The sequence below is a fragment of the Kitasatospora sp. NPDC008050 genome (assembly GCF_042957465.1).
Taxonomy (GTDB): Bacteria; Actinomycetota; Actinomycetes; order Streptomycetales; family Streptomycetaceae; genus Kitasatospora.
In genome coordinates, this window is record NZ_JBIBIJ010000006.1 from 259,952 (window position 1) to 283,539 (window position 23,588).

At 72.9% G+C, this 23,588-nt stretch carries 21 protein-coding genes; 11 read left to right on the top strand and 10 right to left on the bottom strand.

The genetic code is table 11. The annotated features are described in order from the left end of the window. The first annotated feature begins 196 nt into the window (after positions 1-196). The 6 genes from ACFZB9_RS15010 to ACFZB9_RS15035 all read left to right on the top strand — a co-directional run bounded on the left by ACFZB9_RS15010 (position 197) and on the right by ACFZB9_RS15035 (position 5,825). Positions 197-1,318: a TIGR03364 family FAD-dependent oxidoreductase gene (locus tag ACFZB9_RS15010; RefSeq protein ID WP_391447121.1), complete on the top strand. Its 1,122-nt coding sequence runs from the start codon at positions 197-199 to the stop codon at positions 1,316-1,318. 12 nt (positions 1,319-1,330) lie between these two features. After that, the gene (locus ACFZB9_RS15015; RefSeq protein ID WP_391447122.1) at positions 1,331-2,026 is read left to right on the top strand and encodes a phosphonatase-like hydrolase; all 696 of its coding nucleotides are present in this window, start codon (positions 1,331-1,333) and stop codon (positions 2,024-2,026) included. A gap of 180 nt (positions 2,027-2,206) precedes the next feature. Continuing rightward, positions 2,207-3,247 carry a hypothetical protein gene (locus ACFZB9_RS15020; RefSeq protein ID WP_391447123.1) on the top strand — a complete coding sequence of 347 codons (1,041 nt, stop codon included), beginning with the start codon at positions 2,207-2,209 and terminating at the stop codon, positions 3,245-3,247. Next, a complete protein-coding gene (locus tag ACFZB9_RS15025) occupies positions 3,244-4,449 on the top strand; it encodes a hypothetical protein (protein WP_391447125.1) in 1,206 nt (401 codons plus the stop codon). Before ACFZB9_RS15020 ends, ACFZB9_RS15025 begins: the two co-directional genes overlap by 4 nt. Positions 4,450-4,491: 42 nt before the next feature. Further along, complete coding sequence (locus tag ACFZB9_RS15030; RefSeq protein ID WP_391447126.1) at positions 4,492-4,860, top strand: hypothetical protein; 369 nt, start codon at positions 4,492-4,494, stop codon at positions 4,858-4,860. An 8-nt stretch (positions 4,861-4,868) separates the two neighbouring features. After that, positions 4,869-5,825 (top strand): hypothetical protein, encoded by a 957-nt coding sequence (locus ACFZB9_RS15035; RefSeq protein WP_391447128.1) that lies wholly within the window; start codon positions 4,869-4,871, stop codon positions 5,823-5,825. A 45-nt stretch (positions 5,826-5,870) separates the two neighbouring features. On the opposite strand, the gene ACFZB9_RS15040 is transcribed toward ACFZB9_RS15035, so the two are convergent. Further along, on the bottom strand, positions 5,871-7,124 hold the full coding sequence (locus ACFZB9_RS15040) for an MFS transporter (RefSeq protein WP_391447131.1): 1,254 nt from the start codon (positions 7,122-7,124) through the stop codon (positions 5,871-5,873). Between the two features lie 181 nt (positions 7,125-7,305). On the opposite strand from ACFZB9_RS15040, the gene ACFZB9_RS15045 reads away from it, so the two are divergent. Beyond that, positions 7,306-8,934 carry an APC family permease gene (locus ACFZB9_RS15045; RefSeq protein WP_391447133.1) on the top strand — a complete coding sequence of 543 codons (1,629 nt, stop codon included), beginning with the start codon at positions 7,306-7,308 and terminating at the stop codon, positions 8,932-8,934. Between the two features lie 170 nt (positions 8,935-9,104). On the opposite strand, the gene ACFZB9_RS15050 is transcribed toward ACFZB9_RS15045, so the two are convergent. Continuing rightward, positions 9,105-11,087, bottom strand: coding sequence for a phosphocholine-specific phospholipase C (locus tag ACFZB9_RS15050; RefSeq protein ID WP_391447135.1), 1,983 nt, complete (start codon positions 11,085-11,087; stop codon positions 9,105-9,107). Between the two features lie 14 nt (positions 11,088-11,101). Next, positions 11,102-12,523 (bottom strand): endonuclease/exonuclease/phosphatase family protein, encoded by a 1,422-nt coding sequence (locus ACFZB9_RS15055; protein ID WP_391447137.1) that lies wholly within the window; start codon positions 12,521-12,523, stop codon positions 11,102-11,104. A gap of 379 nt (positions 12,524-12,902) precedes the next feature. Here ACFZB9_RS15055 and ACFZB9_RS15060 point away from each other — a divergent pair, with 379 nt between their 5' ends. Beyond that, the gene (locus ACFZB9_RS15060) at positions 12,903-13,325 is read left to right on the top strand and encodes a spore-associated protein (RefSeq protein ID WP_391447140.1); all 423 of its coding nucleotides are present in this window, start codon (positions 12,903-12,905) and stop codon (positions 13,323-13,325) included. A gap of 21 nt (positions 13,326-13,346) precedes the next feature. On the opposite strand, the gene ACFZB9_RS15065 is transcribed toward ACFZB9_RS15060, so the two are convergent. The 6 genes from ACFZB9_RS15065 to ACFZB9_RS15090 are packed head-to-tail and all read right to left on the bottom strand — an operon-like array spanning position 13,347 to position 18,550. Then, positions 13,347-13,667, bottom strand: coding sequence for a DMT family transporter (locus ACFZB9_RS15065; RefSeq protein WP_391447142.1), 321 nt, complete (start codon positions 13,665-13,667; stop codon positions 13,347-13,349). A 5-nt stretch (positions 13,668-13,672) separates the two neighbouring features. After that, on the bottom strand, positions 13,673-14,458 hold the full coding sequence (locus ACFZB9_RS15070) for an HAD family hydrolase (protein ID WP_391447144.1): 786 nt from the start codon (positions 14,456-14,458) through the stop codon (positions 13,673-13,675). Positions 14,459-14,466: 8 nt separating this feature from the next. Next, positions 14,467-15,558 carry an ABC transporter ATP-binding protein gene (locus ACFZB9_RS15075; protein WP_391447146.1) on the bottom strand — a complete coding sequence of 364 codons (1,092 nt, stop codon included), beginning with the start codon at positions 15,556-15,558 and terminating at the stop codon, positions 14,467-14,469. 30 nt (positions 15,559-15,588) lie between these two features. Then, positions 15,589-16,428: an ABC transporter permease gene (locus tag ACFZB9_RS15080; protein WP_391447148.1), complete on the bottom strand. Its 840-nt coding sequence runs from the start codon at positions 16,426-16,428 to the stop codon at positions 15,589-15,591. After that, positions 16,416-17,384 (bottom strand): ABC transporter permease, encoded by a 969-nt coding sequence (locus ACFZB9_RS15085; RefSeq protein ID WP_391447150.1) that lies wholly within the window; start codon positions 17,382-17,384, stop codon positions 16,416-16,418. The genes ACFZB9_RS15080 and ACFZB9_RS15085 overlap by 13 nt, the downstream gene beginning before the upstream one ends. Positions 17,385-17,392: 8 nt before the next feature. After that, complete coding sequence (locus tag ACFZB9_RS15090; protein ID WP_391447152.1) at positions 17,393-18,550, bottom strand: ABC transporter substrate-binding protein; 1,158 nt, start codon at positions 18,548-18,550, stop codon at positions 17,393-17,395. Positions 18,551-18,861: 311 nt separating this feature from the next. On the opposite strand from ACFZB9_RS15090, the gene ACFZB9_RS15095 reads away from it, so the two are divergent. Continuing rightward, positions 18,862-19,647: a GntR family transcriptional regulator gene (locus tag ACFZB9_RS15095; RefSeq protein ID WP_391447154.1), complete on the top strand. Its 786-nt coding sequence runs from the start codon at positions 18,862-18,864 to the stop codon at positions 19,645-19,647. Positions 19,648-19,680: 33 nt separating this feature from the next. Here ACFZB9_RS15095 and ACFZB9_RS15100 read toward each other — a convergent pair whose 3' ends face one another. Further along, positions 19,681-21,330 carry a phosphonate degradation HD-domain oxygenase gene (locus ACFZB9_RS15100; protein ID WP_391447156.1) on the bottom strand — a complete coding sequence of 550 codons (1,650 nt, stop codon included), beginning with the start codon at positions 21,328-21,330 and terminating at the stop codon, positions 19,681-19,683. Positions 21,331-21,500: 170 nt separating this feature from the next. Between ACFZB9_RS15100 and ACFZB9_RS15105 the strand changes: the two genes are divergently transcribed. Then, positions 21,501-22,592, top strand: coding sequence for an amidohydrolase family protein (locus ACFZB9_RS15105; RefSeq protein WP_391447158.1), 1,092 nt, complete (start codon positions 21,501-21,503; stop codon positions 22,590-22,592). 179 nt (positions 22,593-22,771) lie between these two features. Next, entirely contained in the window at positions 22,772-23,449 is a 678-nt protein-coding gene (locus ACFZB9_RS15110; RefSeq protein ID WP_391447159.1) for a uracil-DNA glycosylase, read from the top strand. The last annotated feature ends 139 nt before the right edge of the window (positions 23,450-23,588 follow it).

Below are 23,588 nucleotides of genomic sequence, written 5' to 3' on the forward strand. Positions count from 1 at the left end.
GCCCGGCTCCTTCGTATGGGGGCGTCGAGGGCGGGGCGGCGGCGCGCTACCGGTTCCCTGCCTGCCCTGCCCCTTAAGTTGGCTGTACAACTTTTGCCCATTTGGGCATGGGTTGGCTGTACAACTTGATAACTATTCGCTCTCTCGTGGCGAGTCGGCCACCTCTTGGCCACCTGGGCCACGCAGGCTGGACGCCATGAGAGTCATAGTCGTTGGAGCAGGCGTACTCGGCACGATGCACGCCTGGCAGGCCGTCGAGCGCGGCCACGAGGTGGTCCACATCGAGCGTGAAGCCGAGGCCCGCGGTGCCTCGGTACGCAACTTCGGCCTGGTGTGGGTCGGTGGCCGTGCCGGTGGCGAGGAGCTGGCGACCGCGCTGCGCGCCCGCGAGCTGTGGGAGCGGATCGGCGAGCGGGTGCCGGCGCTCGGCTTCCGGCCGGCCGGATCGCTCACCGTGGTCCGCACCGAGGCCGAACTCGCCGTCGCCGAGCAGGCGCTGACCCTGCCGGACGCCGAGCAGCGCGGCTACCGGCTGCTCGACGAGGCCCAAACGCGGGCGCTCAACCCCGCCCTGCGCGGCAAGCTGCTGGGCGCCCTGCACTGCGAGCGCGACGGCGCCGTCGAACCGCGCACCGCGCAGCCCGCGCTGCGCGAGGCGCTGCTGGCCAGCGGCCGCTACACCTTCCTGCCCGGGCGCGAGGTGCGTGAGGTGATCGGCGAGAGCGCGGTTCGCGACGACCACGGCCAGGTGCACGCCGGCGACGTCGTGGTGCTGTGCACCGGTGCCTGGCTGGGCGGCCTGGTCCGCGAGCTGGTCCCCGACCTGCCGGTGCGCCGGGTCCGGCTGCAGATGATGCAGACCGACCCGCTGGGCGAGGAGCTGACCACGGCCGTCGCCGACGCCGACAGCTTCCGCTACTACCCCGCCTACGCCGGCAGCGCGCTCAGTGGCCTGCAGGAGGCGCAGCCGCAGCCGCCGGTGGCCGCCGAGCACAAGATGCAGCTGCTGGTGGTGCAGCGCAAGGACGGCGGACTGACCATCGGCGACACCCACGAGTACGAGCACCCGTTCAACTTCGACGTGGTCGAGGAGCCCTACGAGCACCTGACCGCCGTCGCCGAGGAGCTGCTCGGCCGCCCGCTGCCGCGGATCCGCCGCCGCTGGGCCGGGGTGTACGCGCAGTGCACCGACACCGGCCGGGTGGTCCACCGCCAGCAGGTGCGCGAGGGCGTCTGGCTGGTCACCGGGCCCGGTGGGCGCGGCATGACCTGCTCCCCCGCGATCGCCGAGACCACCGCCGACCAGATCAACCTGTAAGGAACAGCACTGATGACGACTGACAACACCGCTGAGGCCATCCGCCTGGTCGTGCTCGACATGGCCGGCACCACCGTGGCGGACGACGGCCTGGTCGAGCGGGCCTTCGCGGCCGCGGCCGGCGCGCTGGGCGTGGTGGCCGGCAGCGACGAGCACCAGGAGATGCTCGGATACGTCCGGACCACCATGGGCGAGTCCAAGATCTCGGTCTTCCGCCACCTGTTCGGCGAGGAGGAGAAGGCCCAGCGGGCCAACGCCGCCTTCGAGCAGGCCTACCACGACCTGGTCGACGCCGGGCACTGCGCCGCACTGCCGGGCGCGGCCGAGGCGATCGCCGAACTGCGCGCCCAGGGCCGCAAGGTGGTCCTCACCACCGGCTTCTCCCGGGCCACCCAGGACCGGATCCTGGCGGCGCTCGGCTGGCAGGAGATCGCCGACCTGACGCTCTGCCCGGCCGACGCGGGCCGCGGCCGTCCGTTCCCCGACCTGGCGCTCACCGCGCTGCTGCGCACGGAGACCGACTCGGTGCGGCAGGTCGCGGTGGTCGGCGACACCGGCTACGACATGCTCACCGGCACCCGGGCCGGCGCGAGCGTGGTGGCGGGCGTGCTGACCGGCGCGCACCGGGCCGAGCGGCTGCGGGCGGACGGCGCCACGCACGTGCTGGGCTCGATCGCGGAGCTGCCGGCGCTGCTGGCCGGGCGCTGACGACCTGCCGGGCGCTGACGGCCCGTCGACAGCGCTGACGGCCCGTTGGCAACGGGGTGGCCGAGGACCGGCAACGTTCCGGTCACCCCGCTCGCCGAGGCGGTCACCGCAGGTGACAGCATCGGCAGCCATATGCCACGATGCTCAGCGCAGTTGACGGTCTGTCGCATCGGGGGACACATGCCACACGGAAACGCGCTGCCGGTACCCGGCTGGGCCGGGGGCGACGGCAACGCCGCGTACCTGGACAAGACGCTGCGGCACGAGCAGGTCGAAGCGGCGCTGGACGACCGGGTGTCCGGGCGGACGGTACTCCAGCTCTGGCTGCGCGCGGCACTGATCTCCTGGGTCGCGCTGCTGGTCCAACTTCCTTTCCTCATCATGTCGTTGTCCGGCAGTTCCGATCCAGGTCCGTACGGGAACAGCAGTGACTCCTCGATCGGCGGCTTCGCGCTGCTGGTGATCTTCGACGTGCCGGTGATATTCCTGCTGGTGCTCTTCTGCGCGAAGCTCACCGAGCCGATCGGCGAGTGGCGGGTGCTGCTGGAGAACCGCAGCGAGCAGGACGTGCAGTCGACCTACCACAAGATCTGCGGCGTGGTGGCCCGGCGGGCCTTCCCGCTCGGCGTCAACTACCGGCGCCTGAAGACCGGTTACGGCGCCCAGCAGTCCAACGGGCGGCTCGCGCTGAGCAACGGCGACTGCGAGGCGGTCATCTCGGTCTTCCGGTACGGCGACAGCCTGTACCTCGGGTGGCAGATGTGGCGCACCCGGCGCGGCTGGCGGCTGATCGCGCGCTTCGTCGGGGACTCGCTCGGCAGCGTCTTCGGGCAGGCCGACCTGGCCTGGGCGATGCTGCGCACCGAGAACGTGCGGGCGATGCGCGAGGCGGTGCACGCGGTCTGCCGGGAGGGGCTGGTGACCGCGATCGAACGCGAAGACGTGCCGGAGCAGTTCGGCTTCGGCGGCGGCCGCGCGCCGCAGGTGGAGCACGCGCGGACGACGGCGCCGGTGGCGCCCGCCGCGCCGGCTCCGGCGCCCTTCCTGGACCGGGCGACGGCCGCCGGCCCGGCACCGGTGCCCGGCCCCGTCGCGGCCGGGCCGGTCGTGCCGGGCCCCGTCGCGCCCGGACCCGTCGCGCCCGCGCCCGGGCCGGAGCAGCCGCAGGGGCCGCCGACCATCGGGGGCGGGTGGAGCACCGGCGAGCCGACGCAGTCGTGACGCGGGGCGTACTGTCGCACACCACCGCGGCCGGCAGCTGGGCCTGGGTCGGGCTGCGCCTGGCGCCGGCCCGCTCGCTGCACGCCCACCGCGGCTACGCCGACGTGCCCGAGGACGAGCGCCGGCGGCAGGCCGGGGCGGCCGAACTCGCCTGGCTGGGCGGGCTGTGCCGGCCCGGCGAGGCGGTCCGCTTCGACCTGCGCTACGTCAGCGAGCCGGGCCGCGGCCTGCTGCGCTGTGTGCTGCTCGGCCAGGCGGCGGGCGCCACGCCGCAGGCGGCGCAGGCGCTGGCCGGTGAGCTGCGGGGGCGGCTGGCGCAGCTGCCGCCGCACGTGGTGGGCCAGGAGATCACCGAGGAAGGCGAGTTGCCGGCCGAGCTCGATCCGTTCGGCGGGGCGGCCGGCGCCGGGCCCGAGGCGGTGACGGTGGTCGAGCTGCGCAAGCGGCTGACCGCCCTGCCGCTGAGCCGGACCGACACCGACCGCAGCCACGCCGTGCTCGCCCACACCATCGTAGGACCGGGCGCCAGTTGGGAGCCGTTCTGGGCGGCGCTGGCCGGCCGGCCGGGGCGTACGGTGCTCTCGGTCGCGCTGGCCGCGCAGCAGCTGGCCCGGCCCGAACTCGACGAACTGGCCCGCTACGCCCAGGAGTACCAGCGACTGGCGGCGCCCGCGCGCACCGCCTCGACCTGGCAGCTGGCCCGGCAGGCCGACCCGGCGGCGCACGCGGCCGCCGGGTGCCTGGCGCAGGCGGTGCAGCGCGCGGTGCGACCGGGCTACCGGATGCGGCTCACCCTGGCCGGTGCCGAGCCGCAACAGGCGGGCTCCACCCTTGAGTTGGCGAACCTGTTGGCCGGGCTGCTGGGCGGCCCGGCGGATCCGGCCGCGGTGCTGCCGGTGGCGGCGGCGGAGCGGGCGGCGGCGCTGGCCAACCTCGCCGCGGTCAACCTGGAACCGCTGCCGCAGACCTACGCGCAGGGGCTGCCGCCGGGCCACTACGGCTGGGTGGAGCAGACGCTGAGCGCGTTCGGCGACCTCGGCGAGGCGGCCGGGGTGCTGCGGCTGCCGTACCAGGTGCTCAGTCACCGCCCGCTCTTCGACGACCGCTTCCTCGCCGCCGGGCCGCCGCCGGCCGCACCCCCTCGGCCGCCGGCCGCACCCCCTCGGCCACCGGGCCCGGCGCCCGCCCGTCCGCAGTTCTGAGCTCATGTTCCGAGTCGCCCACGTCCACCAGGAGCCCTTCCGATGACCGAGTTTCTGATCAGCTTCGACGGCGACCCCGACGAGGTCGACACCGACGCCCGCGACCTGCGCGAATTCCTCAGCCAGGACGGCGCGTTGCGCGGCCGGGTGGCCAACCGGCTGGTCCCGCCCGCCCCGGGGGAGCAGGGCGGGGTGGCCGACGCGGTGCAGTACGCCACCGAACTCGGCCCGCTGGTGCTCCAGCCGTTCACCCTCTGGCTCGCCGCCCGGCTGCGCCGCGGCAAGGGCCAGGTGAAGATCACCCTGCACCGACCCGACGGCACCGAGTTGAAGATCAGCGCGAACGGTCTGGCGGACGTCCAGGCGGTGCTCGACCGGGTCGAGGGCTTCCTCGATCCCGAGGACGAGTGAGCGGGGCGGTGGACTGGCCGCCCCGGCTGCCCGACCGCGCGCGGTCGGCGGCGGTGCTGGTCTCGGTCGGCACCTGCCACGCCGAGGGGCTCGACCCGCTGCCCCAGGCGCACGCCGCCGTCGACGAGTTGGCGGATGTGCTGGCCGGGGCCGAGGGGCCGCTCGACTGGGACCGGGTGATCAGGATCAGCGACCCGCAGAGCCCGGGCGAGGTGCTGGGCCCGCTCGCGGCCGCCGCCGCGCGCAGCGAGGACCTGCTGCTCTTCTACTACGCGGGCCACGGCGTGCTGGACGCGGGCGGGCGGCTGCACTTCGCGCTGCCGGGCACCGAGGAGCAGCGGGCGGCCAGCACCGGGCTGGCCGCCTCGGCCGTGCTGGAGCTGCTGGCGGGCCCGGAGAGCCGGGCGCTGCACCGGCTGGCCTGGCTGGACTGCTGTTTCGCCGGGCGGGCGCTGGACCTGCCGGCGGCCGGTGACGTCAACCTGCTCACCGCCGCCGACCGCACGCGCAAGGCGCTGGCCCCGCCCGCCGCGCGCACCACCAGCTTCGCCGCCGAGCTGGTCGGGCTGCTGCGGGACGGCGTGCCGGACGGGCCGCCCCACCTGGACCTGCCGCTGATCCACCGCCGGATCGAGGTGGCGCTGGGCCGGGTGCCGGACGACATGCCCAACCGGCGGCGGACGCTGGCGCCCAACCCCTGCCACCGGGTCACCCACACCAGCGCCGACCTGGCGCTGACCCGCAACGCCGGGTACGGCACGGCGCGCAGCCGCAGCGGGCTGCTGGCGCGCAGCCGGTTCGCGGTCCAGGTGGCCGAGGCCGACCGGCCGGGCCGCGCGGCCCAGGCCGTCCAGTTGTTCACGGCGATCCTGCGGGACGCCGAGCAGGCGCTCGGGCCGAGCGACCCGGACACCGAGCGGGTGCGCCAGGCACTGCTCTGGGCGCGGCACCGGCTGGCCGGCTGAGGGTGGAGCGGCTGAGGGTGGAGCGCTGACGGCGCGCCGGGCGCGTCATGCCGCGAGGGCCGCACGGCGTTCCACCGGCAGTGCCCGCAGGTGGTGCAGCCAGGCCGCGCCGGCCGCGGAGAGCAGGCCGAAGACCGTGCAGCACGCCCACGGCAGCCAGGCGCGCCCGGTGTGCCGCCCCAGGTCCATGGTCCAGCCGACCACGAAGTTGCCGCCGGCCGAGGCGAAGCCGGAGAAGAGGTAGAAGAGCCCGAAGTAGGTGCCGGTCAGCTCGGTTCGGCCGAACTTGGGGATCAGCTCCATCACCGCCGGCTGCGCCACCATGACGCCGAGGTACAGCACGCACGCGCCGGCGCAGACCGGCACCAGGCGCACCGCGATCGCGGCCGGGCCGGGCGGGTGGTGCAGCCCGGCCACCAGTGCGGGCGGCAGGAACCCCAGGCCCATCAGGGCGAGTCCCGGACCGACCCACCGCCCGGTGTCGCCGCGGGCCTGCACACGGCTGGTGATCCGCAGCTGGAGGGCGAGGTTGGCGAGGGTGCCCAGGGTGGGCGGGATGGCGCCCGCGGCGTCCCAGCCGGAGGCGGCCCGGGCGCCGTCCGGCATCAGCAGGAACATCTGGTTCTCCATCGTGGCCATCCCCACCATGGTGGCCGAGAAGGCGATAAAGCCGCGATTGCCGAGAGCCTCGCGCAATTCCTCCAGAACTCCGGGACGCGTACTGATGGTCCGCTGGGCCGGCAGCGCGAAGATCTGCGCGACGGTCAATACGGCGAACGTCGCCGTGGCGGCCAGTGCGCACATGCGGAAGTCCGTCAGGAACAGCACGCTGCCCAGTGCCAGACCCGCCAGCCCGCCGGCGGTGGAGACAATGTTCAGCAGCCCGAATGCCTCGGCCGCGCGGTCCCCGGACTCCACCGTCAGATAGGCGCGGACCGATGGATAGAAGAGCGCGGCCGACAGCCCGGTGAGTGCGGAGGCGGCGAGCACCAGGTGAATGCCGTCGCCGCAGGCGAAGAGCCCGAATCCCACCGTGCGCAGCAGGCAGCCGGCCGGGATGACCAGGTGCGCGCCGAGCCGGTCGGTGGCGCTGCCGCCCAGCACGAACAGGCACTGCGAGCACAGGTTGCGCACCCCGAGGATCAGTCCGATCACGGCGGCGGACATCCCGAGGTCCCGGTCCAGGTGGGTCGCGAGATAGGGGATCAGTACGTAGAAGCCGAGATCAACACCGAACTGGTTGATCAGGAGCAGACGTACCGACATGGGAAAGCTGCGAAAGGAGTTGAGTGTTCCCATATCGGCAGATTAGGGAGGCCTCTGGTGGCCGAGTGACCCATCACTCCTTCCAGCTACAGTTGCCATATTTACGGTACCCACAAAATTGCGTTTCCTGGCGCCGGTGGACCGACTACTGCGTCTCGGTGACAGAGTGCTCTCTATACGCATGGTCATTTCATCGTCGCGGTACAGATGGGGGATGTCCTCTTCTTCGCAGCCCGTCCCGCGGGATTCGCCGCCGTCCGCCGAGACGGCCCCGGGCGGTGGTACGGAGGAGGGCCCGGCGCACGGCCAGGAGCACAAGCTCCACCTCCACCTCGGGTACTGGCGCCTGGCGGGGATCGGGCTCGGGGACATCATCGGCTCCGGCTGGCTGTTCGCCGCGATGTACGCGGCGCGCATCGCCGGGCCGCTCTCGCTGCTCTGCTGGCTGGCCGGCGGCGCGCTGGCCGCGCTGGTCGCCCTGGTGATGGTGGACCTGGGCTCCTCGCGCCCCGAGGCGGGCGGCACGGTGCGCTGGCCGATGTACGCCAACGGCCCGCTGGTGGCCGCCCTGCTCGGCTGGGCCGTGCTGCTGGCGGTGGGGGCCAACGCGGCGGAGGTCGCCGCGATCGTGCAGTACCTGGCGCACTGGTGGCCCCGGCTGTACGACGGCTCACGGCTGACCTGGAGCGGCGTCGGGCTGGCGCTGACCATCGCGGCGGGGCTCGGCGTGCTCAACGCCTTCGGCGTGCGGCTGTTCGCCCGGGTCAACCTGCTGGTGACCGTGGTCAAGCTGGTGGTCCCGCTGCTCACAGTGGTGCTGTTGCTGGTCGGCGCGGGTATCGAGCCGCGGCGGCTGACCGGGCACGGCGGCTTCGCCCCCTACGGCTGGTCGGCCGGGCTGACCGCGCTCTCGATGGGCGGCATCGTCTACGCCTTCAACGGCTTCCAGTCGCCGGTGGAGTTCTCCGGCGAGGTCCGCGACCCGCGCCGGGACGTGCCGCGTTCGGTGCTCACCGGCCTCGCCCTGGCGGTGCTGCTGTACCTGGGGCTGCAGCTGGCCTTCCTGGTCGCCGTGCCGGAGCGCGACCTGGCCAACGGCTGGCGGGGCGTGGCCTTCGACTCGCCGTTCGCGGAGCTCGCCCTGCTGCTCAACCTGCACTGGCTGTCCATGGTGATGTACGCGGACGCCGTGCTGTCACCCGGCGGCTCGGCCCTGGTGGGGCTGGCGGCCACCGCCCGGCGCACCTACGCGCTGGCGAAGAACGGCACGCTGCCGCGCTGGTTCATGCGGGTCGATCCGGGCTCCGGCATTCCCCGGCGGGCCCTGGTGCTCAACACCGTGATCACCGCGCTGTTCCTGCTGCCGCTCGGCGGCTGGCAGGACATCGTCAGCACGCTCGGGGACCTGCTGCTGATGGTGTACGCCACCTCCGCCGTCGCCGCCCGCACGCTGCGGGCGGCCGATCCGGCGCGGCAGGCCGGGCGGTCGCCCGCGCTGCGCTGGGTGGCGCCGCTCGCCTTCGTGGTGGCCACCCTGTTCGTCTACTGGTCGGCCTGGCACCGGCTGCGGGTGACCGTGCCGCTGACCCTGCTGGGGCTGCCGCTGTTCTGGGCCACCCGGCGCGGGGAGCCGGCCGCCCGGCTGCTGCGGGAGCTGCGCAAGGGCGCCTGGCTGGTCGTCTGGCTGCTCGCGCTGCTGGTGTTCTCCGCGATCGGCGGCTTCGGGGGCAGCAACCTGGTGCCGAAACCGTACGACTCGTTCGCGGTCGGCGGCTGCGGGCTGGCGGTCTTCTTCTGGGGAGTGCGTTCGGGCCGCAGCCATCTGGCCGAGACCGCGGGGTAGCGGAGGGCCACTCGGCGGGGCCGTGGGAATACGGAATTCCGGTGGCCGGAACGGGACGGGATCGCCTGAGAAACATTGCGGCCGATTCGGCCCGCAATTTCCCTTGGGAATGGGGCTGCCGTGCCGCGGTCCGACCGACCGCGGCACGGCATTCGAGCGTCGGGGGCGGATCAGCCCTGTCGGTGCGCCCAGCCCGCGTAGCGCTGGGCGAAGCGGGTGCCGGTGCCCGCCGTGACGGTGACGTCGTAACGGCCCTGCGGGTCGAGCGGCCAGTCGATCCGGGCACTGCGGCCCGCCGCCACCCAGACCGTCTGCGGCGTGCCCGCGAAGTCGTTGCCGGTGGCCGTGAAGCTCACCTGCCCCGCGCCGTCGTTGGCCAGCTCGAAGCGGATCGACTTCGGGTCACGCAGGTCGGCCGAGACGATCGGCACCGCCACGTCCTCCTGCTCCAGGCGGGTCACCGAGCCGGCGAACCGGGTGACGAAGCCGTCGGCGCCGTGCACCGTGAAGTCGTAGCGGCCGTCGGTGGTCGAGGCGTCCCAGACGTAGCTCTTGCTCGCGCCCGGCTCCACGGTGAACGGAGTCGCGGCGAAGGGCAGTTGGATGTTCGGGTAGACCATGAACGAGTAGCCGACGGTGCCGAAGTTGGTCATCGTGCAGGTGACCTTGCCGCTGGTGCGGTCCACGTCGATGTCGGCCCACGGGCGGTAGGGCAGCGTGCGGTGCGGGCGGTCGCCGCGCTCCTGGGGCGGCATCGACTGGGTGCCGAGCCCCGGCAGCGCGACCGGCGGGAGCGAGGAGCCGGCGTCCGCCTTGGCCATCAGGGCGGTGGTGTCGGGCAGCCGCGGAATCGAGAAGTCCGGCTCGGTGAAGTCGAAGCAGCTGGTCAGGTCGCCGCAGACGGTGCGCCGCCACTGCGAGATGTTGGGCTCCCGCACCCCGGTGACCTGCTCCAGGAACCGCAGCACCGAGGTGTGGTCGAAGACCTGCGAGTTGACCCAGCCGCCGCGCGACCAGGGCGAGGCGACCCAGAGCGGCACCCGGTTGCCGAGCCCGATCGCCCGCCCCTGGGTGAACTCCTCGGGGGTGCCGGGCTCGGGGGTGGGCGGGACGTGGTGGTCGAAGTAGCCGTCGTTCTCGTCGTACATGACCAGGAAGACGGTGTGCTCCCAGACCTCCGGGTTGGACATCAGCGACTGCAGGGCGGTGTTGACCCAGTGGGCGCCGTAGTCCGGGCTGGCGTTGGGGTGTTCGCAGAACAGGTAGGGCGCGACCAGCCAGGAGACGGTGGGCAGCGAGCCGTCCTTGCAGTGCTGATCGAAGGCGGTGAGGTCGAACTTGGTCATCGCGTTGATGTAACGCGGGTCGGTGGTGGGGAAGTTGTGGAACTGCGCGAAGTAACTCAGCGCGTTGTCGTCGTAGTCGCCGGTGCGCTCGTCCTCGCTCGGGTTGTGGTAGACCCGCCAGCTGATCTTCGCCGCTTCGAGCCGCTCGGCGTAGGTGGTCCAGTCGGCCACCGGGTTCTGGGTGACCGGGGTGTTGTCGATCCACGGGCCGGTGGTGCCGTCCCGGCCCGGGCCCGAGGTGCCGCTCCACAGGTAGAGCCGGTTCGGGTCGGTGGGGCCGGCCAGCGAGCAGAAGTACGCGTCGCAGAGGGTGAACGCGTCGGCCAGCGCGTACTGGTAGGGGATGTCCTCGCGGGTGAAGTAGCCCATGGTGCGCTCGCCCTTGGCGGCCACCCACTTGTTCATCGCGCCGTTGTTGATCGCCTGGTGGCCGGTGGCCCAGTCGTGCGCGAGGCCGGCGGCATTCTGCGCGTTGTACCGGGTGGTGTCCATCCGGTACGGCAGCATCGCGCCGCCGTCGCTGCGGCCCGGGTCCGGCTGCCGGAAGACCGGGTCGCCGTTCGGGAAGGTCAGCGCCTGCTTGTCGGCGAAGCCGCGCACGCCGTTCAGGGAACCGAAGTAGTGGTCGAAGCTGCGGTTCTCCTGCATCAGGATGACCACGTGCTTGACGTCGGTGAGGTCGCCGGCGGGGCGGTTGCCCTTGCTGCCGGTGTCCTTGGCCTGCGCGGTGCCGGGGAGCCCGACCACGGCGGCGGCGGCCGTCGCGGCGGCGGCGCCCATGACGGTACGGCGGTTCAACTCGGTCATGTGGTCAGGCCCTTTCAGAGCGCGAAGGTCGCGACGGCGGCGGCGGTGTCCGAGGGCCAGCCGTTGGCGGCGGTGTTCGGGTCCGCGGCCGGCCAGCCGGTGGCGATCACATGCGCCTCGCGCAGCTCGATCCGGCCGGTGTCGGCGTAGAGCACGTAGTCGATCCGGTCCTGCGGCTCGGGCTTGCTGCCACGGGCCTTGCGGGTGGGCGACCAGGTGGTGCCGGGGGTCTTCGCCGGGTCCGGGTGGTCCTCGCGGAAGCTGTCGGTCAGCCCGGCGGCCTGGAACGCCTCGCTGACCGGCCAGGCGAGCGCGCTGCCGCGGGTGGCCGCGGTCCAGTCCAGGTGCGAGGGGGAGGAGAACTCGCCGGCCAGGATCACCGGGCCCTTGTTCTCCGCCCTGATCGCGGCCACCAGCGCCTGAGCCTGCTGGTAGCGCACCGAGGCGGTCTCGGCGGCGATCACCTCGGCCGGCGTCCGGCCGTCCTGGATCGCGTACGGGCCATAGGAGTTCTCGTCCAGGTGGGCGGTCCACAGCCGGATGCCGGGCCCGGTCGGCAGCTGCACGGTGACCCCGGCGGCGGGCAGCGCGGCGGTCACCGGCGTGATGTCGGTGAGCGGGTAGCGGCTCAGCACGCCGACGCTGCCCGCGCTCTGGTAGGCGAACCAGCCGAGCGCGTCGGCCAGCCGCTGCGCGTTGCCACCGGCGGTCTCCTGCAGGCCGACCACGTCCCAGCCCTGGGTGAGGATCACCCGCAGCTGCTTCTCGAAGCCGTCGGTGCTGTGCGTGCCGGCGTCCCAGAGGTTCCAACTGGCCACCTTGAGCGTCTGCTTGCCCTTCGGCTCGACGACCGGGACCTGCACGGTGACGGTGTCCGACGCCCCCGTGCTGTCGCGCACCCCGACCGTGACGAGCGCGGGGTGGGCGAGTGCCTTGCCCGGCGCGGTGCCGCTCACCGTGCCGTCGGCGGCGACCGCGAGCCAGGAGTCACCGCCGGCCCGGCGGAACGTCGCGCTCCCCGCCGGGTTCCCGGCCGGACGTGCCCAGAGCCCGCCCAGCGGGATGCGCACCTGCCCGCCCGGCCGCACCGGCGTCGCGGTCAGCGCGTCCACCGCGCTGTGCGGCGGGACGACGGCGGGCTTGGGAGTGAAGCCGAACGGCGCGCTCTGCGCGAGGACCGTGTAGCCGTCCTTGGCCAGCAGGTAGGCGGTGTACGGGCCGCCGGTCAGCGCGGAGGTGTCGAGGGTGAGGTCGCCCGAGCCACCGGGGGTGTACTTCCAGACGAGGGAGGAGCCGTTGCCCGGCAGGCGGGTGCCGTCGTAGATCCCGACCCAGTTGGTGGCGTCGGGCACGTCGGTGGTCCAGTGGAAGGTGAGCTTGTCGCCTTCGGTGGGGCTGGTCGGGCTGCTGAGTGCGAGGGAGCTGCCTGTGGCCACGGGATTCCTGTCGGTCAGGGGCTTCGGTGGGGCTTCGGTGAGGCCTCGGTGCGAGTGAGTTGGCTGCACAACTCGGGCCGCACCAGACTGCCCACATTCAGGCGATCCGCGACGGACGGTGCATGAACACCGCATGACGGGCAGTCGGGAATCCGTCGAACTCGCCCGCCGTGCCCGCGTCGGTGACCGTGCGCGAGTTCGGGGGCACCGGCGGGTGCTGCCCGGACGGTTCTGGACAACCCTGGACGCTCCTGGACGGCGCCGGGTCTTGTTGCCCAGGGCCCGGCCCGGTGCACTGGTCGCGCAACGAGTTCGACCAGAGCCACAACGGCAATCATCACAGCTGTAACTGACGGAGCGTCAGAAACGGGAGAAGCTCATGAGCAGGCGATTCAAGGCGATCGCTGCCGCCGCGTCCGCGGTGGCCGCACTGACCGTGCCGATCGCCCTGGCCTCACCGGCCTCGGCGACCGCCAACAACGGGGCGACGGCGGCGGCGATCTGCGGCTCCGGCTACTGGAACATCGACAGCCAGAACATCAACAGCTCCACCGTCTACCTCTCCTACAACGGGTCGACCGACTGCGTGGTGACGATCAAGGACCCGGACTGGCAGGGCTCGCCGGACTACGTCTGGGCGACGGTGAACACCGACGGGTCGCAGACCACCAACGAGGACGGCGGCCAGTTCAGCTACTACGCCGGGCCGAGCCGTGTGTACGCCCCCGGCCAGTGCATCTACTGGGGCGGGGGCGACTACTACAACAGCTCGGGCATGATCGGCCCGGTGCACTGCAACTGACCGAGCTGCCCGGGGGCGGCCTCAGTGGGAGGCGCGCAGGTTGAGCAGCACCACGCCCACGATGATGAGCGCGATCCCCGCCAGCTGCGGCTTGCCCAGCTGTTCGCCGAAGGCGACCACGCCGATCGCGGCCACCGCCGCCGTCCCGGCGCCGGACCAGACCGCGTAGGCGACCGAGACCGGTATGTGCTTCAGGGCCTGGCCCAGCAGCACGAAGGAGAGCACATAGCCGATCCCCACGCCCACGCTGGGCCACAACCGGCTGAATCCGTCGGTGAGTTTGAGGCAGCTGGTGGCGCAGACCTCGCTCAGGATGGCGAAGGCGAGCAGGAGATAGGGCATGAGCGCTATTCTCGCGGACCGGTCGTACCGGTCGTACCGGTCGTACCGGTCGGACCGGGAGCACCCGCCGCACCGGTGGCGTCGGTCGCATCAGCGGAGGCAGCGGCGGCAGCGGAAGCAGCCGAACCGCGGCCCGTCAGCCCGGCCAGCAGCGGCAGGTCCGCCTCCGTCAGGCTGCCCAGCATCGTGATCCCCGGGCCGGCCGGCATCGCGACCGCCGAGGAGGGCACCGCCAGCACCGCGCAGCCCGCCGCGTACGCGGAGGCGACGCCGGTCGGGGTGTCCTCGACCGCCACGCAGCGCGCCGGGTCCAGGCCCAGGTGGGCGGCGGCGGCCAGGTAGGGGGCGGGGTCGGGCTTGGTGCGCGGGGTGTCCTCGGCGGCCAGCGTGACGGCGAACCAGTCGGCACCCAGGTGGCTGAGGACCAGGTCGACCACCTGCCGGGGCGAGGCGGAGACGAGCGCGGTGGGCACCGCGGCCTCGCGCAGCCGGCTCAGCAGGGCCAGCGCGCCGGGGCGCGGCACCACCTGGGCGGCGACCCTGGTGATGAACGCCTCGTTGAGCCGGGCGGCCAGCACGGCCCGGCCGGGGGAGTGGGCCACCACCCGGTCCAGGTGGGCCGCGGTGTGCTCGACGGCGTGGCCGAGTACCTCCGACTGGTCCGACTCGCCGAGCTGGTGGCCCAGTTCGGCGGCGATCTCGGCGGTGGCCGCCCACCAGAGGTGTTCGGTGTCGACCAGGGTGCCGTCCATGTCGAACAGGACGGCCTGGGGCAGCAGCGCAGTGGTCATCGCGGCGATCACTGCCCCGCGCCGACGCGGGCGTCCACCAGGACGGGGCGCTCGGGCAGGCTCACGGTGGCGCCGCCGCCGATCGGCAGCGCGGCGGCCTGCTCGGTGGGCAGGTCCGACTTGACCTCGGTGCCGTCCGTCAGGCGGACGGTCAGCCGGGTGACCGCGCCCAGGAAGCTGGCGCCGACGACCACCGCGTTGCCCGTCTCGGCCGGCGTCAGGCCCACGTTCTCGGGCCGGACCAGGACGTCCAGCTCGCCGGTGGCGGGCACCGTGCCGTCCACCTCGTGACGGCGGCCGAGCACCTCGACGCCGTCGCCGGAGCGGCCGGCCGGGATGCGGCTCATGGTGCCGACGAACTGGGCGACGAAGGCGGTGGTGGGGCGGGCGTAGAGCTCGCTGGGGGTGGCGCACTGCTCCAGGCGCCCGGCGCGCAGCACCGCGACCCGGTCGGCCATCGACAGCGCCTCCTCCTGGTCGTGCGTCACGAACAGGGTAGTGATGCCGAGCTCCTGCTGCAGCCGGCGGATCTCCTCGCGCAGGTTGAGCCGGACCTTGGCGTCCAGCGCGGAGAGCGGCTCGTCCAGCAGCAGCACCCGCGGCTGCAGGGCCAGCGCCCGGGCCAGCGCGATGCGCTGCTGCTGGCCGCCGGACATCTGGTGCGGGTAGTGCCCGGCGCGCTGCGGCAGGCCGACCAGCTCCAGCAGCTCCAGCGCCCGCTTGCGGCGCTCCTCCTTGCCCACGCCCCGCATCTTGAGCCCGAACGAGACGTTGTCCGCCGCGGTCAGGTGCGGGAAGAGGCTGTAGGACTGGAACACCATGCCCGCGTCGCGCTTGTGCGCCGGGATCCTGGTGACGTCCGTGCCGTCGACCAGCACCTCGCCGGAGTCGTGGGACTCGAAGCCGGCCAGGATCCGCAGCGCGGTGGTCTTGCCGCAGCCGGAGGGGCCCAGCAGGGCGAGCAGCTCGCCCGGGTGGACGGTCAGGTCGAGCCCGTCCAGGGCGACGGTCGAGCCGAACGCCCGCCGCAGCGAACGGAATTCGACGGTGGCACTACCTGGTGCGAGGGGGACGCCGGCGATGGCGGTGGCCGTGGTCATGGGGAGAACTCCTGGAGAAGTGCGTGGGGATCAGGAACGCGCGGACTTGCGGCGGCCGCTGCCGAGCGCGGACATCAGCAGCAGCACGATCCAGACGACCATCAGGCTGATCATCGAGACCGCGACGGACATCTGACCGTCGGTCTTGCCGTAGGTGTTGATCCACACCGAGAAGGGCTGGAAGCCGAGGATGGAGGCGGTGGTGAACTCGCCGAGCACCAGTGCCACGGTCAGCACCGAGGCGCTCAGCAGCGCGCTGCGCAGGTTGGGCAGGACCACCGAGAAGACCGCGCGCGGGTAGCTCGCACCGCAGTTGCGGGCGGCCTCCACCAGCGTCGCGACGTCCACGCCGCGCAGTCCGCCGTCCAGCGCGCGGTAGGCGAAGGGCAGCGCCATCAGCACGTACGCGATCAGCAGCACCACCGGGAAGTCGGGGTTCTGGATCGCCACGAAGGTCTGGAAGAACGGCGAGTTGGCGAAGTAGTCCGGGCCCCAGCGCAGCACGCCGACGATGCCGGTGGTGAGCGCGACCACCGGGACGACCAGCGGCAGCGAGCACATCACCTCCACCACCGGGCGCAGCTTCGGCGCGCCGAGCCGGGCGGCGAGCAGCGCGGGCACCAGCACCAGCAGCAGCACCGCGACGGTGGCACCGGCCAGCTCCAGGCTCAGGTAGAGGCTGTCGAGGAAGCCGGGCGCGGAGAGCAGCTGGGTGTAGGCGTGGAAGGTGTAGCCGCCGTGGTAGTCGTCGATGCTGAAGAACAGCGAGGCGGCCATCGGCACCGCGAAGTAGACGCCGCACAGCAGCAGCACCAGGCCGCGGCCCACGCGCAGGCGGCTCAGGGGGGCGGGGATCTTCAGCTGAGCCACTTGGCACTCCGGCGCTGGAGGGGCAGGTAGACGGCCATCACCAGGCCGGCCACCACGATCATGTCGAGGCCGAGCGCGAGGGCCAGGTTGCCCTGGCCGACCAGCACGTTGCCGGAGAGCGCGTCGCCGATCTGCATCGAGATCAGCGGGATCGAGCTGCCGACCATGGCCTCGGCGGTGGCGTACGCGGCGAACGAGGCGCCGAACAGCAGCACGTAGCCGCCCAGCAGCGAGGGCAGCAGCACCGGCAGCGCCACGTACCGCCAGTACTGGAAGGTGGTCGCGCCGTTGTTGGCGGCCGCCTCGCGCCACTGCACCCGCAGACCCTCCAGGGCCGGGGTGATGGTGAGGATCATCAGCGGGATCAGGAAGTACAGGTAGACGACCGCGAGCCCGTCGAAGGTGTACAGGCTCCAGCCGTACTTCTTCAGGCCCAGGCTGGTGGTGACCTCACCGGCGTTGCCGAGGGTGGCCACGAACATGAACGCCAGCGGCACGCCGCCGAAGTTGGCCAGCACGCCGGAGCCGGAGAGCACCGCCTCGCGCACCATGCGGAACCGGGAGGTGGCCACCGCCTGGGCCAGCGGGAGGCCGACCACGGTGCCGATCAGGGCGGTCAGCGCGGAGAGCTTGACGCTGCCGAGCAGCGCGGTGAAGTACGCGCCCTGGAGCGAGTTGCTCAGGTTGGAGAGGGTGAAGGTGCCGCCGCCGCCCGGGGCGTCGGAGGAGGTGGTGAACGCGCCGATGGCGATCGCGACGGCCGGCAGGCCGAACCCGATGGCGAAGAAGACCATCAGGGGCAGCGCGCCGAGCCAGGCACGGTTGCCCGAACGCCGGTTGCGGCGGTTGGCCGTGGGGGCGGCCTCGGAAGCGGGGGTAGCGGTACCGGGGGTCCCCGCGCCGCCGTTGCTGTCAACGGCGGCGGGGGCCGGCACCGGGGTGGGAGCCGTAGTCATGGTGTGGGTCAGCCCCCGATGGCCTTGGCCCAGTTGGACGTGATGGCCGTCTTGGCGGTGTCCTGCTGCGCCTGGGACGGGAAGGTGGTGAACGGCTTGCTGATGTTCGGCAGCTTGGCGACGGCGGTCGCGTCCAGGGTGCCGGCGGTCTTCATCGAGTCGAACAGGGCCGGGGTGGCGTAGCCGCCCAGGAAGCCGTTCTGGCCCTCGGCGCTGTAGAGGTACTCCTCCCACAGGCGGGCGGCGGCCGGGTGCGGCGCGTCCTTGTTGATCGCCTGGTTGTAGTACTGGGCGAAGCTGCCGTCCGAGGGGATCGAGACCTTCCAGTCGATGCCCTTGCTGGCGTACTGGCTGGTGTAGCCGGTGTTCAGGTACGACCAGTCGATGGTGATCGGGGTCTCGCCGTTCTGCACGGTGGCGGAGGTGGCCTCGACCGGGTTGAAGTTGCCGATCTGCTTCAGCTTGCCGAAGAAGTCGATGCCGGGCTGGATGTTGTCCAGCGAGCCGCCGTTGGCCAGCGAGGCCGCCCAGACGGCGCTGAGCGCGGCGTTGGCCTTGGTCGGGTTGCCGTTGAGGGCGACCATCCCCTTGTAGGCCGGGTTCAGCAGGTCCGCGAAGGTCTGCGGGCAGGGGTTGACCTTCTTGGCGTCGCAGCCGATCGAGACGTAGCCGCCGTAGTCGTTGTAGGTGTTGCCGTTGGCGTCCTTCATGGAGGCCGGGATCTGGTCGAACCCGGCCACCTTGTACGGCGCGAACAGGCCCTGCTGGGTGCCGGAGATGGCGAAGGCGCTGCCCAGGTCGACCACGTCGGGCGCGCGGTTCTGGCCCTTGCGGGAGGTGATCGCGTTGATCTCGTCCTGGCTGGAACCGTCCGGGTTCTCGTCCTCGATCTTGATGCCGTACTTCTTGGTGAAGCCGTCCATCAGGGTGCCGTAGTTGGCCCAGTCCCGCGGGAGGGTGATGACGTGCAGGTTCCCCTCCTTCTTGGCGGCCGCGACCAGCGCGTCCATGCCACCGAGGTCGGCGGCCGAGGTGGCGGTCTTCGCGTCCTTGCCGCCGCTGCTCGCGGTCGAGGAGCTGCTGGCGGAACCGCAGGCGGTGAGAGAGAGCGCGGCGGCGGTCAGCACCGCCGCGAAGGCGGCGGCACGGGCACGGTGCACGGTCACGGGAGGATCTCCAGGATCGAGGTGCGCAGGGGTCGCAAGGGGCAGGATGCGGGGCTGCGACTGCGAGGAAAGGGGAGCCGGGTTCAAGTTGGTCAGCCAACTTCGTCCGACACGGGACAGTACGCCGGAGCTTGGTGACCAGAAGGTGAACGCGCGCCCCAGAACAGGGGTCGGCTGTGGGAACGGTCAAGTCCGGTCGGCCGATATCCGTCCATCTGACGCGTCGGCGGCCCGCGCGAAGCGGATATGGTCGCAGGAGACCGAAGTCGAGGGGGGATCTGGTGGTGGGAGGCACGGTGACCGGGAGCGCTATGCAGCTTGAGGAGCAGGAGGTGCAGGACGGCGGTGCCGCCGGCGGTGCCCTGTACCGCCGGGTCGCGGCCGACCTGCGCGAGGCGATCACCACCGGCGCCTACGGCGAGGCGGGCCGGCTGCCCGCCGAAGGGGCACTGGCCGAGCGGTACGGCGTCTCGCGCGGCACGGTGCGCCAGGCGCTGGCGGTGCTGCGCGCCGACGGCCTGGTCACCTCGCGGCGCGGCACCCGCCGGGTGGTGCTCGGCAACGCCCGGGTGCAGAGCTTCTCCGAGCTGCTCAGCTTCACCCACTGGGCCCGCGCGATGGGCGAGGAGCCCGGCGGCCGGCTGGAGTCGCTGGTGCGCCGCCCGGCCGACGCCGCCGAGCGCGAGCAGCTGCGCCTTGCGCCGGGCGACGAGGTGTACGTGACGCTGCGGCTGCGCACCCTGTCGGGCAGCGCGGTGATGGTCGAGCGCACCGTCTACCCGCCGCACGTCGGGGTGCTGGTGGCCCAGCTGCCGCCGGACGTGGTCTCGCACACCGAGCACCTGCGGGAGCACGGCATCCTGTTCACCGACGCCGACCACACCATCGACGTGGTGGCCGCCAACGCCGAGGACGCCAAGCTGCTCGGCTGCCGGCGCGGCGCCCCGCTGCTGCGCGAGCGCCGCCGCACGACCGACCCCACCGGACGCCCGGTGGAGTGGTCGCAGGACCGCTACCTGCCCGGCACGGTCGCCTTCAGCGTGCACAACTCGATGGTCACCTCGGCGCTCTCCCGGCATGCGCGGGTGGACGACTGAGGCTCGGTGCGCGGCCCTTCGGGCTGCGGCCGGTCAGCCCAGCAGCTTCGCGAGCAGCGGCCTGAAGTGGTCGAAGCCGGGCGTGTCGGCGTCGGCCACCTTCGCCGCGTCGTCCCACCGCCGGACCGCCACCGCGTCCGCGGCGCCCGGGAGTTCGGCGAAGGCGGCGGCCTGCTCGGGGCTCATCGGGCCGCCCTGCACCCCGAGGGTGTACTCGGAGGCCGCGGAGAGCCCCGCCCGGTAGGCGGGTTCGACCGCGCACAGGTAGCGCTTGGCGGCCACGTGCAGCCGTACGGGCTCGGTGACCTCGGGGCCGAACCACCGGGCCAGCCGGTCGGCGCCGGTGTGGCTGTGGCGGTTGTCCTGACCCTCCATCAACTGGCGGCCCGTCACGGCGTGCTGGCTGTGCTGGTCGAAGAAGTGGCCGACATCGTGCAGCAGGGCGGCTGCCACCAGGTGGTCCGGGGCGCCCTCGCGCTGGGCCAGGGCGGCGGCCTGGAGCATGTGTTCGGCCTGGGTGACCGCCTCGCCCAGGTACTCGGCCGCGCCCTCGCCCTCGAACAGCTCCTGGAGCCGGTCGAGCGCGGCGGCCCGCCGGTCCAGCACGGCGAGGGTGGCGGCGAGGCCGTCCAAGTCGGCGTAGCAGCCCTGCAGGTGGCGCCGACCTCCCCCAGCCCCCTCGGGGGTCTGGGAGGTGCCCCCAGGCTCGAACGCCGTGCGGGCGTGCAGCAGGCGGACGTTGTCGAAGATCAGGCAGTCGCCGGAGTCGAGCCGGAACTCCAGCTGGAGCTCGGGGCGCAGGGTGATCGCGGCGAACTTCCGATAGGCGGCGTAGAAGGCGTCCAACTCGGCGGCGGGCAGCCGGAGCCGGCCGATCGAGCGGTTGTTGAACCGCACCTCGCGGATCCGCCCCAGCGGGTCCGTCTCGATCAGCGGCCGGTCCGCGCGCAGCTCGGTGCCGCGGTCGCGGAAGACGAACGGGACCAGGGTGCGGGTCAGCACCTCGAAGTCCGCCGGCGCCTCGGTGCGCAGCAGCGCGGCCGCCTGGAAGCCGTCGACCAGGCCCGAGTCGCCGCCGGTGGCCGCGTTCTCCAGGCAGTGCAGCAGCTGCAGGGTGGGCACCGGATCGCGGTAGGGGTTGTCGGTGTGCGGGCTGATCGCCACGCTGGTGAAGGCGAGGTTGTTGGGGTTGGGCTCGACCCGGACGTCGAAGAGCTCGCCGTAGTTGGTCTGCCGGACGTAGCCGAAGCTCGCCGCGACGTCCAGCACCTGCCGCTCCACGGCGGGCACCTCGCGCAGCACCGCGAAGCCGAGCCGCTGCACGGCACGCAGCACCGCGGCCCGCTCGGCGGGGTCGGCCAGGTAGTCGCTCCAGCGCGCCTCGGGGATCCCGGCGGCGAAGTCGGCGGCCCGCCACAGCCGCTTGCCCGCCTCGCTGCGGTGGTCACCGGCGTCGGCCTGCTCGGGCTTGGCGAACCAGTGGAGCGGGTAGCGCGAGCGGTGGCCGTCGGACCAGAGCACCTCCAGCCGGCCGTCCTGCTCGGTCTGCGCCGCGATGCCCAACTCCGCGGGCAGATCGGTGATCTGGAAGAGCTTCTGGCCGTTGCGCGGGTCGCGGCACTCGGCGCACGGGCAGTTGTCGCGCAGCCAGTACAGGGAGCGCGACGCGGTGGCGTCAGACATGGGACGGGCCCTCCGAGGGGTGGTGTGTGCACTCAAGTTGTATAGCCAACTTGGCCTCGGGAGGACCCTTTCGAGCGATGGTGAGCAGGGGATGACGCGTGGTTGGCGGGCAGCCGAACAACGCGCCAACCGGTGGGGGCCGGGTCCGGGGCCGGCGATAGAGTGCCGCCATGACGGATGGCGCGGTGCTGCACATCAGGGGTCGGGTGCTGGTCGGGCCCGAGGAGGTCCGGGACGAACTCTGGGTGCTGGACGGCCGGGTGACCTATCAGCGGCCCGCCGGCGTCCGCGACGTGCGCACGGTCACCGGCTGGGTGCTGCCCGGTCTGGTGGACGCGCACTGCCACGTCGGCCTGGACGCGCACGGCGCGGTGGACGAGGCGACCAGCGAGAAGCAGGCGCTGACCGATCTCGGCGCCGGCACCCTGCTGATCCGCGACGCCGGCTCGGCCGCCGACACCCGCTGGATCGACGAGCGCGAGGACCTGCCGAAGATCATCCGGGCCGGCCGGCACATCGCCCGCACCCGCCGCTACCTGCGCAACTACGCGCACGAGATCGAGCCCGGCGACCTGACCGCCTATGTGGTCCAGGAGGCCCGGCGCGGCGACGGCTGGGTCAAGCTGGTCGGCGACTGGATCGACCGCGAGCGCGGCGACCTGGCCGCCTGCTGGCCCGGCGACGCGCTGCGCGAGGCGATCGCGGCGGCGCACGCCGAGGGCGCGAGGGTCACCGCGCACTGCTTCGCGGCCGAGTCGCTGCCCGACCTGCTGGCGGCCGGCATCGACTGCGTGGAGCACGCCACCGGCCTGACCGAGGAGCTGATCCCGGTCTTCGCCGAGCGCTCGGTGGCGATCGTGCCGACGCTGGTCAACATCGCGACCTTCCCGAGCCTGGCCGCCGGGGGCGAGGCCAAGTTCCCCGCCTGGGCGGCCCATCTGCGCCGACTGCACGAGCGCCGCTACGACACGGTGGGCGCCGCGCACGACGCGGGCGTGCCGATCTACGTCGGCACCGACGCGGGCGGCTCGCTGGCGCACGGCCTGGTCGCGGCCGAGGTGGCCGAGCTGGTCAAGGCCGGACTGAGCGCCACCGAGGCGCTGGCAGCAGCCAGTTGGGGAGCGCGGGCCTGGCTCGGGCGGGACGTGCTGGGCGAAGGGGCACCGGCCGACCTGGTGGTCTACGCCGAGGACCCGCGCGCGGACGTGCGGGTGCTGGCGGACCCGCAGTTGGTGGTGCTGCGCGGCCGACCGGTGGGCTGAGCCGCCGGGCCGCCGGGCCGGCGGTTACGGCCATCGGGCCGGGTCGGTGGACCGGTGATTCGGGCCATGGGGCTCAGCCGGTGGACCGGTGATTCGAGCCATCGGGCTCAGTCGCTGACCTGGGCCGGTCCACCGGGCACCCTCGTGACCGGCCGCGCTGGGCCGATAGGGTGAGAGGCATGGCACCGCGTCCTCTCCACGAGATCGTCGAACCTGGCTGGGCCCAGGCCCTGCAACCGGTGGCCGGGCAGGTCACCGCCATGGGTGAGTTCCTGCGCGGCGAGTTGGCCGCCGGGCGCACCTACCTGCCGGCCGGGCCGGATGTACTGCGCGCTTTTCAGCAGCCGTTCGACCAGGTCAGAGTCCTGATCATGGGTCAGGACCCGTACCCGACGCCGGGGCACGCGGTGGGCCTGAGCTTCTCGGTGGCGCCGCAGGTGCGGCCGATCCCCGGCAGTCTGATCAACATCTACCGCGAGTACGGCCAGGACCTCGGCTTCCCGCCGCCCGCCAACGGCGACCTGACGCCGTGGACCCAGCAGGGCGTGCTGCTGCTCAACCGGGCGCTGACCACCGCGCCCGGCAAGCCGGCCGCGCACCGGGGCAAGGGCTGGGAGCAGGTCACCGAGCAGGCGATCCGGGCGCTGGTGGCGCGCGGCACGCCGCTGGTGGCGATCCTCTGGGGGCGTGACGCGCGCAATCTGCGTCCGCTGCTGGGCTCGCTGCCGGCCGTCGAGTCGGCGCACCCGAGCCCGATGTCGGCGGACCGCGGCTTCTTCGGGTCGCGTCCGTTCAGCCGGGCCAACGAGCTGCTGGTGCAGCAAGGGGCGCAGCCGGTGGATTGGCGGCTGTCCTGATGGCCACGCCCGCTCAGCCCGCGCAGCCGGCCGGGTCCGCTCAGTCTGGTCAGCCCGCTCAGCCCACCGGGTCGGCTCAGCCTGGTCAGCCCGCGCAGCCCGTCCGGTCCGGGGCCTCCGCCGGGGCCGTCGCGGGCGC

Coding starts and splice junctions, on each gene's coding strand:
- ACFZB9_RS15010 (WP_391447121.1), top strand. CDS start 197: ATGAGAGTCATAGTCGTTGGAGCAGGCGTACTCGGCACGATGCACGCC.
- ACFZB9_RS15015 (WP_391447122.1), top strand. CDS start 1,331: ATGACGACTGACAACACCGCTGAGGCCATCCGCCTGGTCGTGCTCGAC.
- ACFZB9_RS15020 (WP_391447123.1), top strand. CDS start 2,207: ATGCCACACGGAAACGCGCTGCCGGTACCCGGCTGGGCCGGGGGCGAC.
- ACFZB9_RS15030 (WP_391447126.1), top strand. CDS start 4,492: ATGACCGAGTTTCTGATCAGCTTCGACGGCGACCCCGACGAGGTCGAC.
- ACFZB9_RS15040 (WP_391447131.1), bottom strand. CDS start 7,124: ATGGGAACACTCAACTCCTTTCGCAGCTTTCCCATGTCGGTACGTCTG.
- ACFZB9_RS15045 (WP_391447133.1), top strand. CDS start 7,306: ATGTCCTCTTCTTCGCAGCCCGTCCCGCGGGATTCGCCGCCGTCCGCC.
- ACFZB9_RS15050 (WP_391447135.1), bottom strand. CDS start 11,087: ATGACCGAGTTGAACCGCCGTACCGTCATGGGCGCCGCCGCCGCGACG.
- ACFZB9_RS15060 (WP_391447140.1), top strand. CDS start 12,903: ATGAGCAGGCGATTCAAGGCGATCGCTGCCGCCGCGTCCGCGGTGGCC.
- ACFZB9_RS15065 (WP_391447142.1), bottom strand. CDS start 13,667: ATGCCCTATCTCCTGCTCGCCTTCGCCATCCTGAGCGAGGTCTGCGCC.
- ACFZB9_RS15070 (WP_391447144.1), bottom strand. CDS start 14,458: ATGACCACTGCGCTGCTGCCCCAGGCCGTCCTGTTCGACATGGACGGC.
- ACFZB9_RS15075 (WP_391447146.1), bottom strand. CDS start 15,558: ATGACCACGGCCACCGCCATCGCCGGCGTCCCCCTCGCACCAGGTAGT.
- ACFZB9_RS15085 (WP_391447150.1), bottom strand. CDS start 17,384: ATGACTACGGCTCCCACCCCGGTGCCGGCCCCCGCCGCCGTTGACAGC.
- ACFZB9_RS15095 (WP_391447154.1), top strand. CDS start 18,862: ATGCAGCTTGAGGAGCAGGAGGTGCAGGACGGCGGTGCCGCCGGCGGT.
- ACFZB9_RS15100 (WP_391447156.1), bottom strand. CDS start 21,330: ATGTCTGACGCCACCGCGTCGCGCTCCCTGTACTGGCTGCGCGACAAC.
- ACFZB9_RS15105 (WP_391447158.1), top strand. CDS start 21,501: ATGACGGATGGCGCGGTGCTGCACATCAGGGGTCGGGTGCTGGTCGGG.
- ACFZB9_RS15110 (WP_391447159.1), top strand. CDS start 22,772: ATGGCACCGCGTCCTCTCCACGAGATCGTCGAACCTGGCTGGGCCCAG.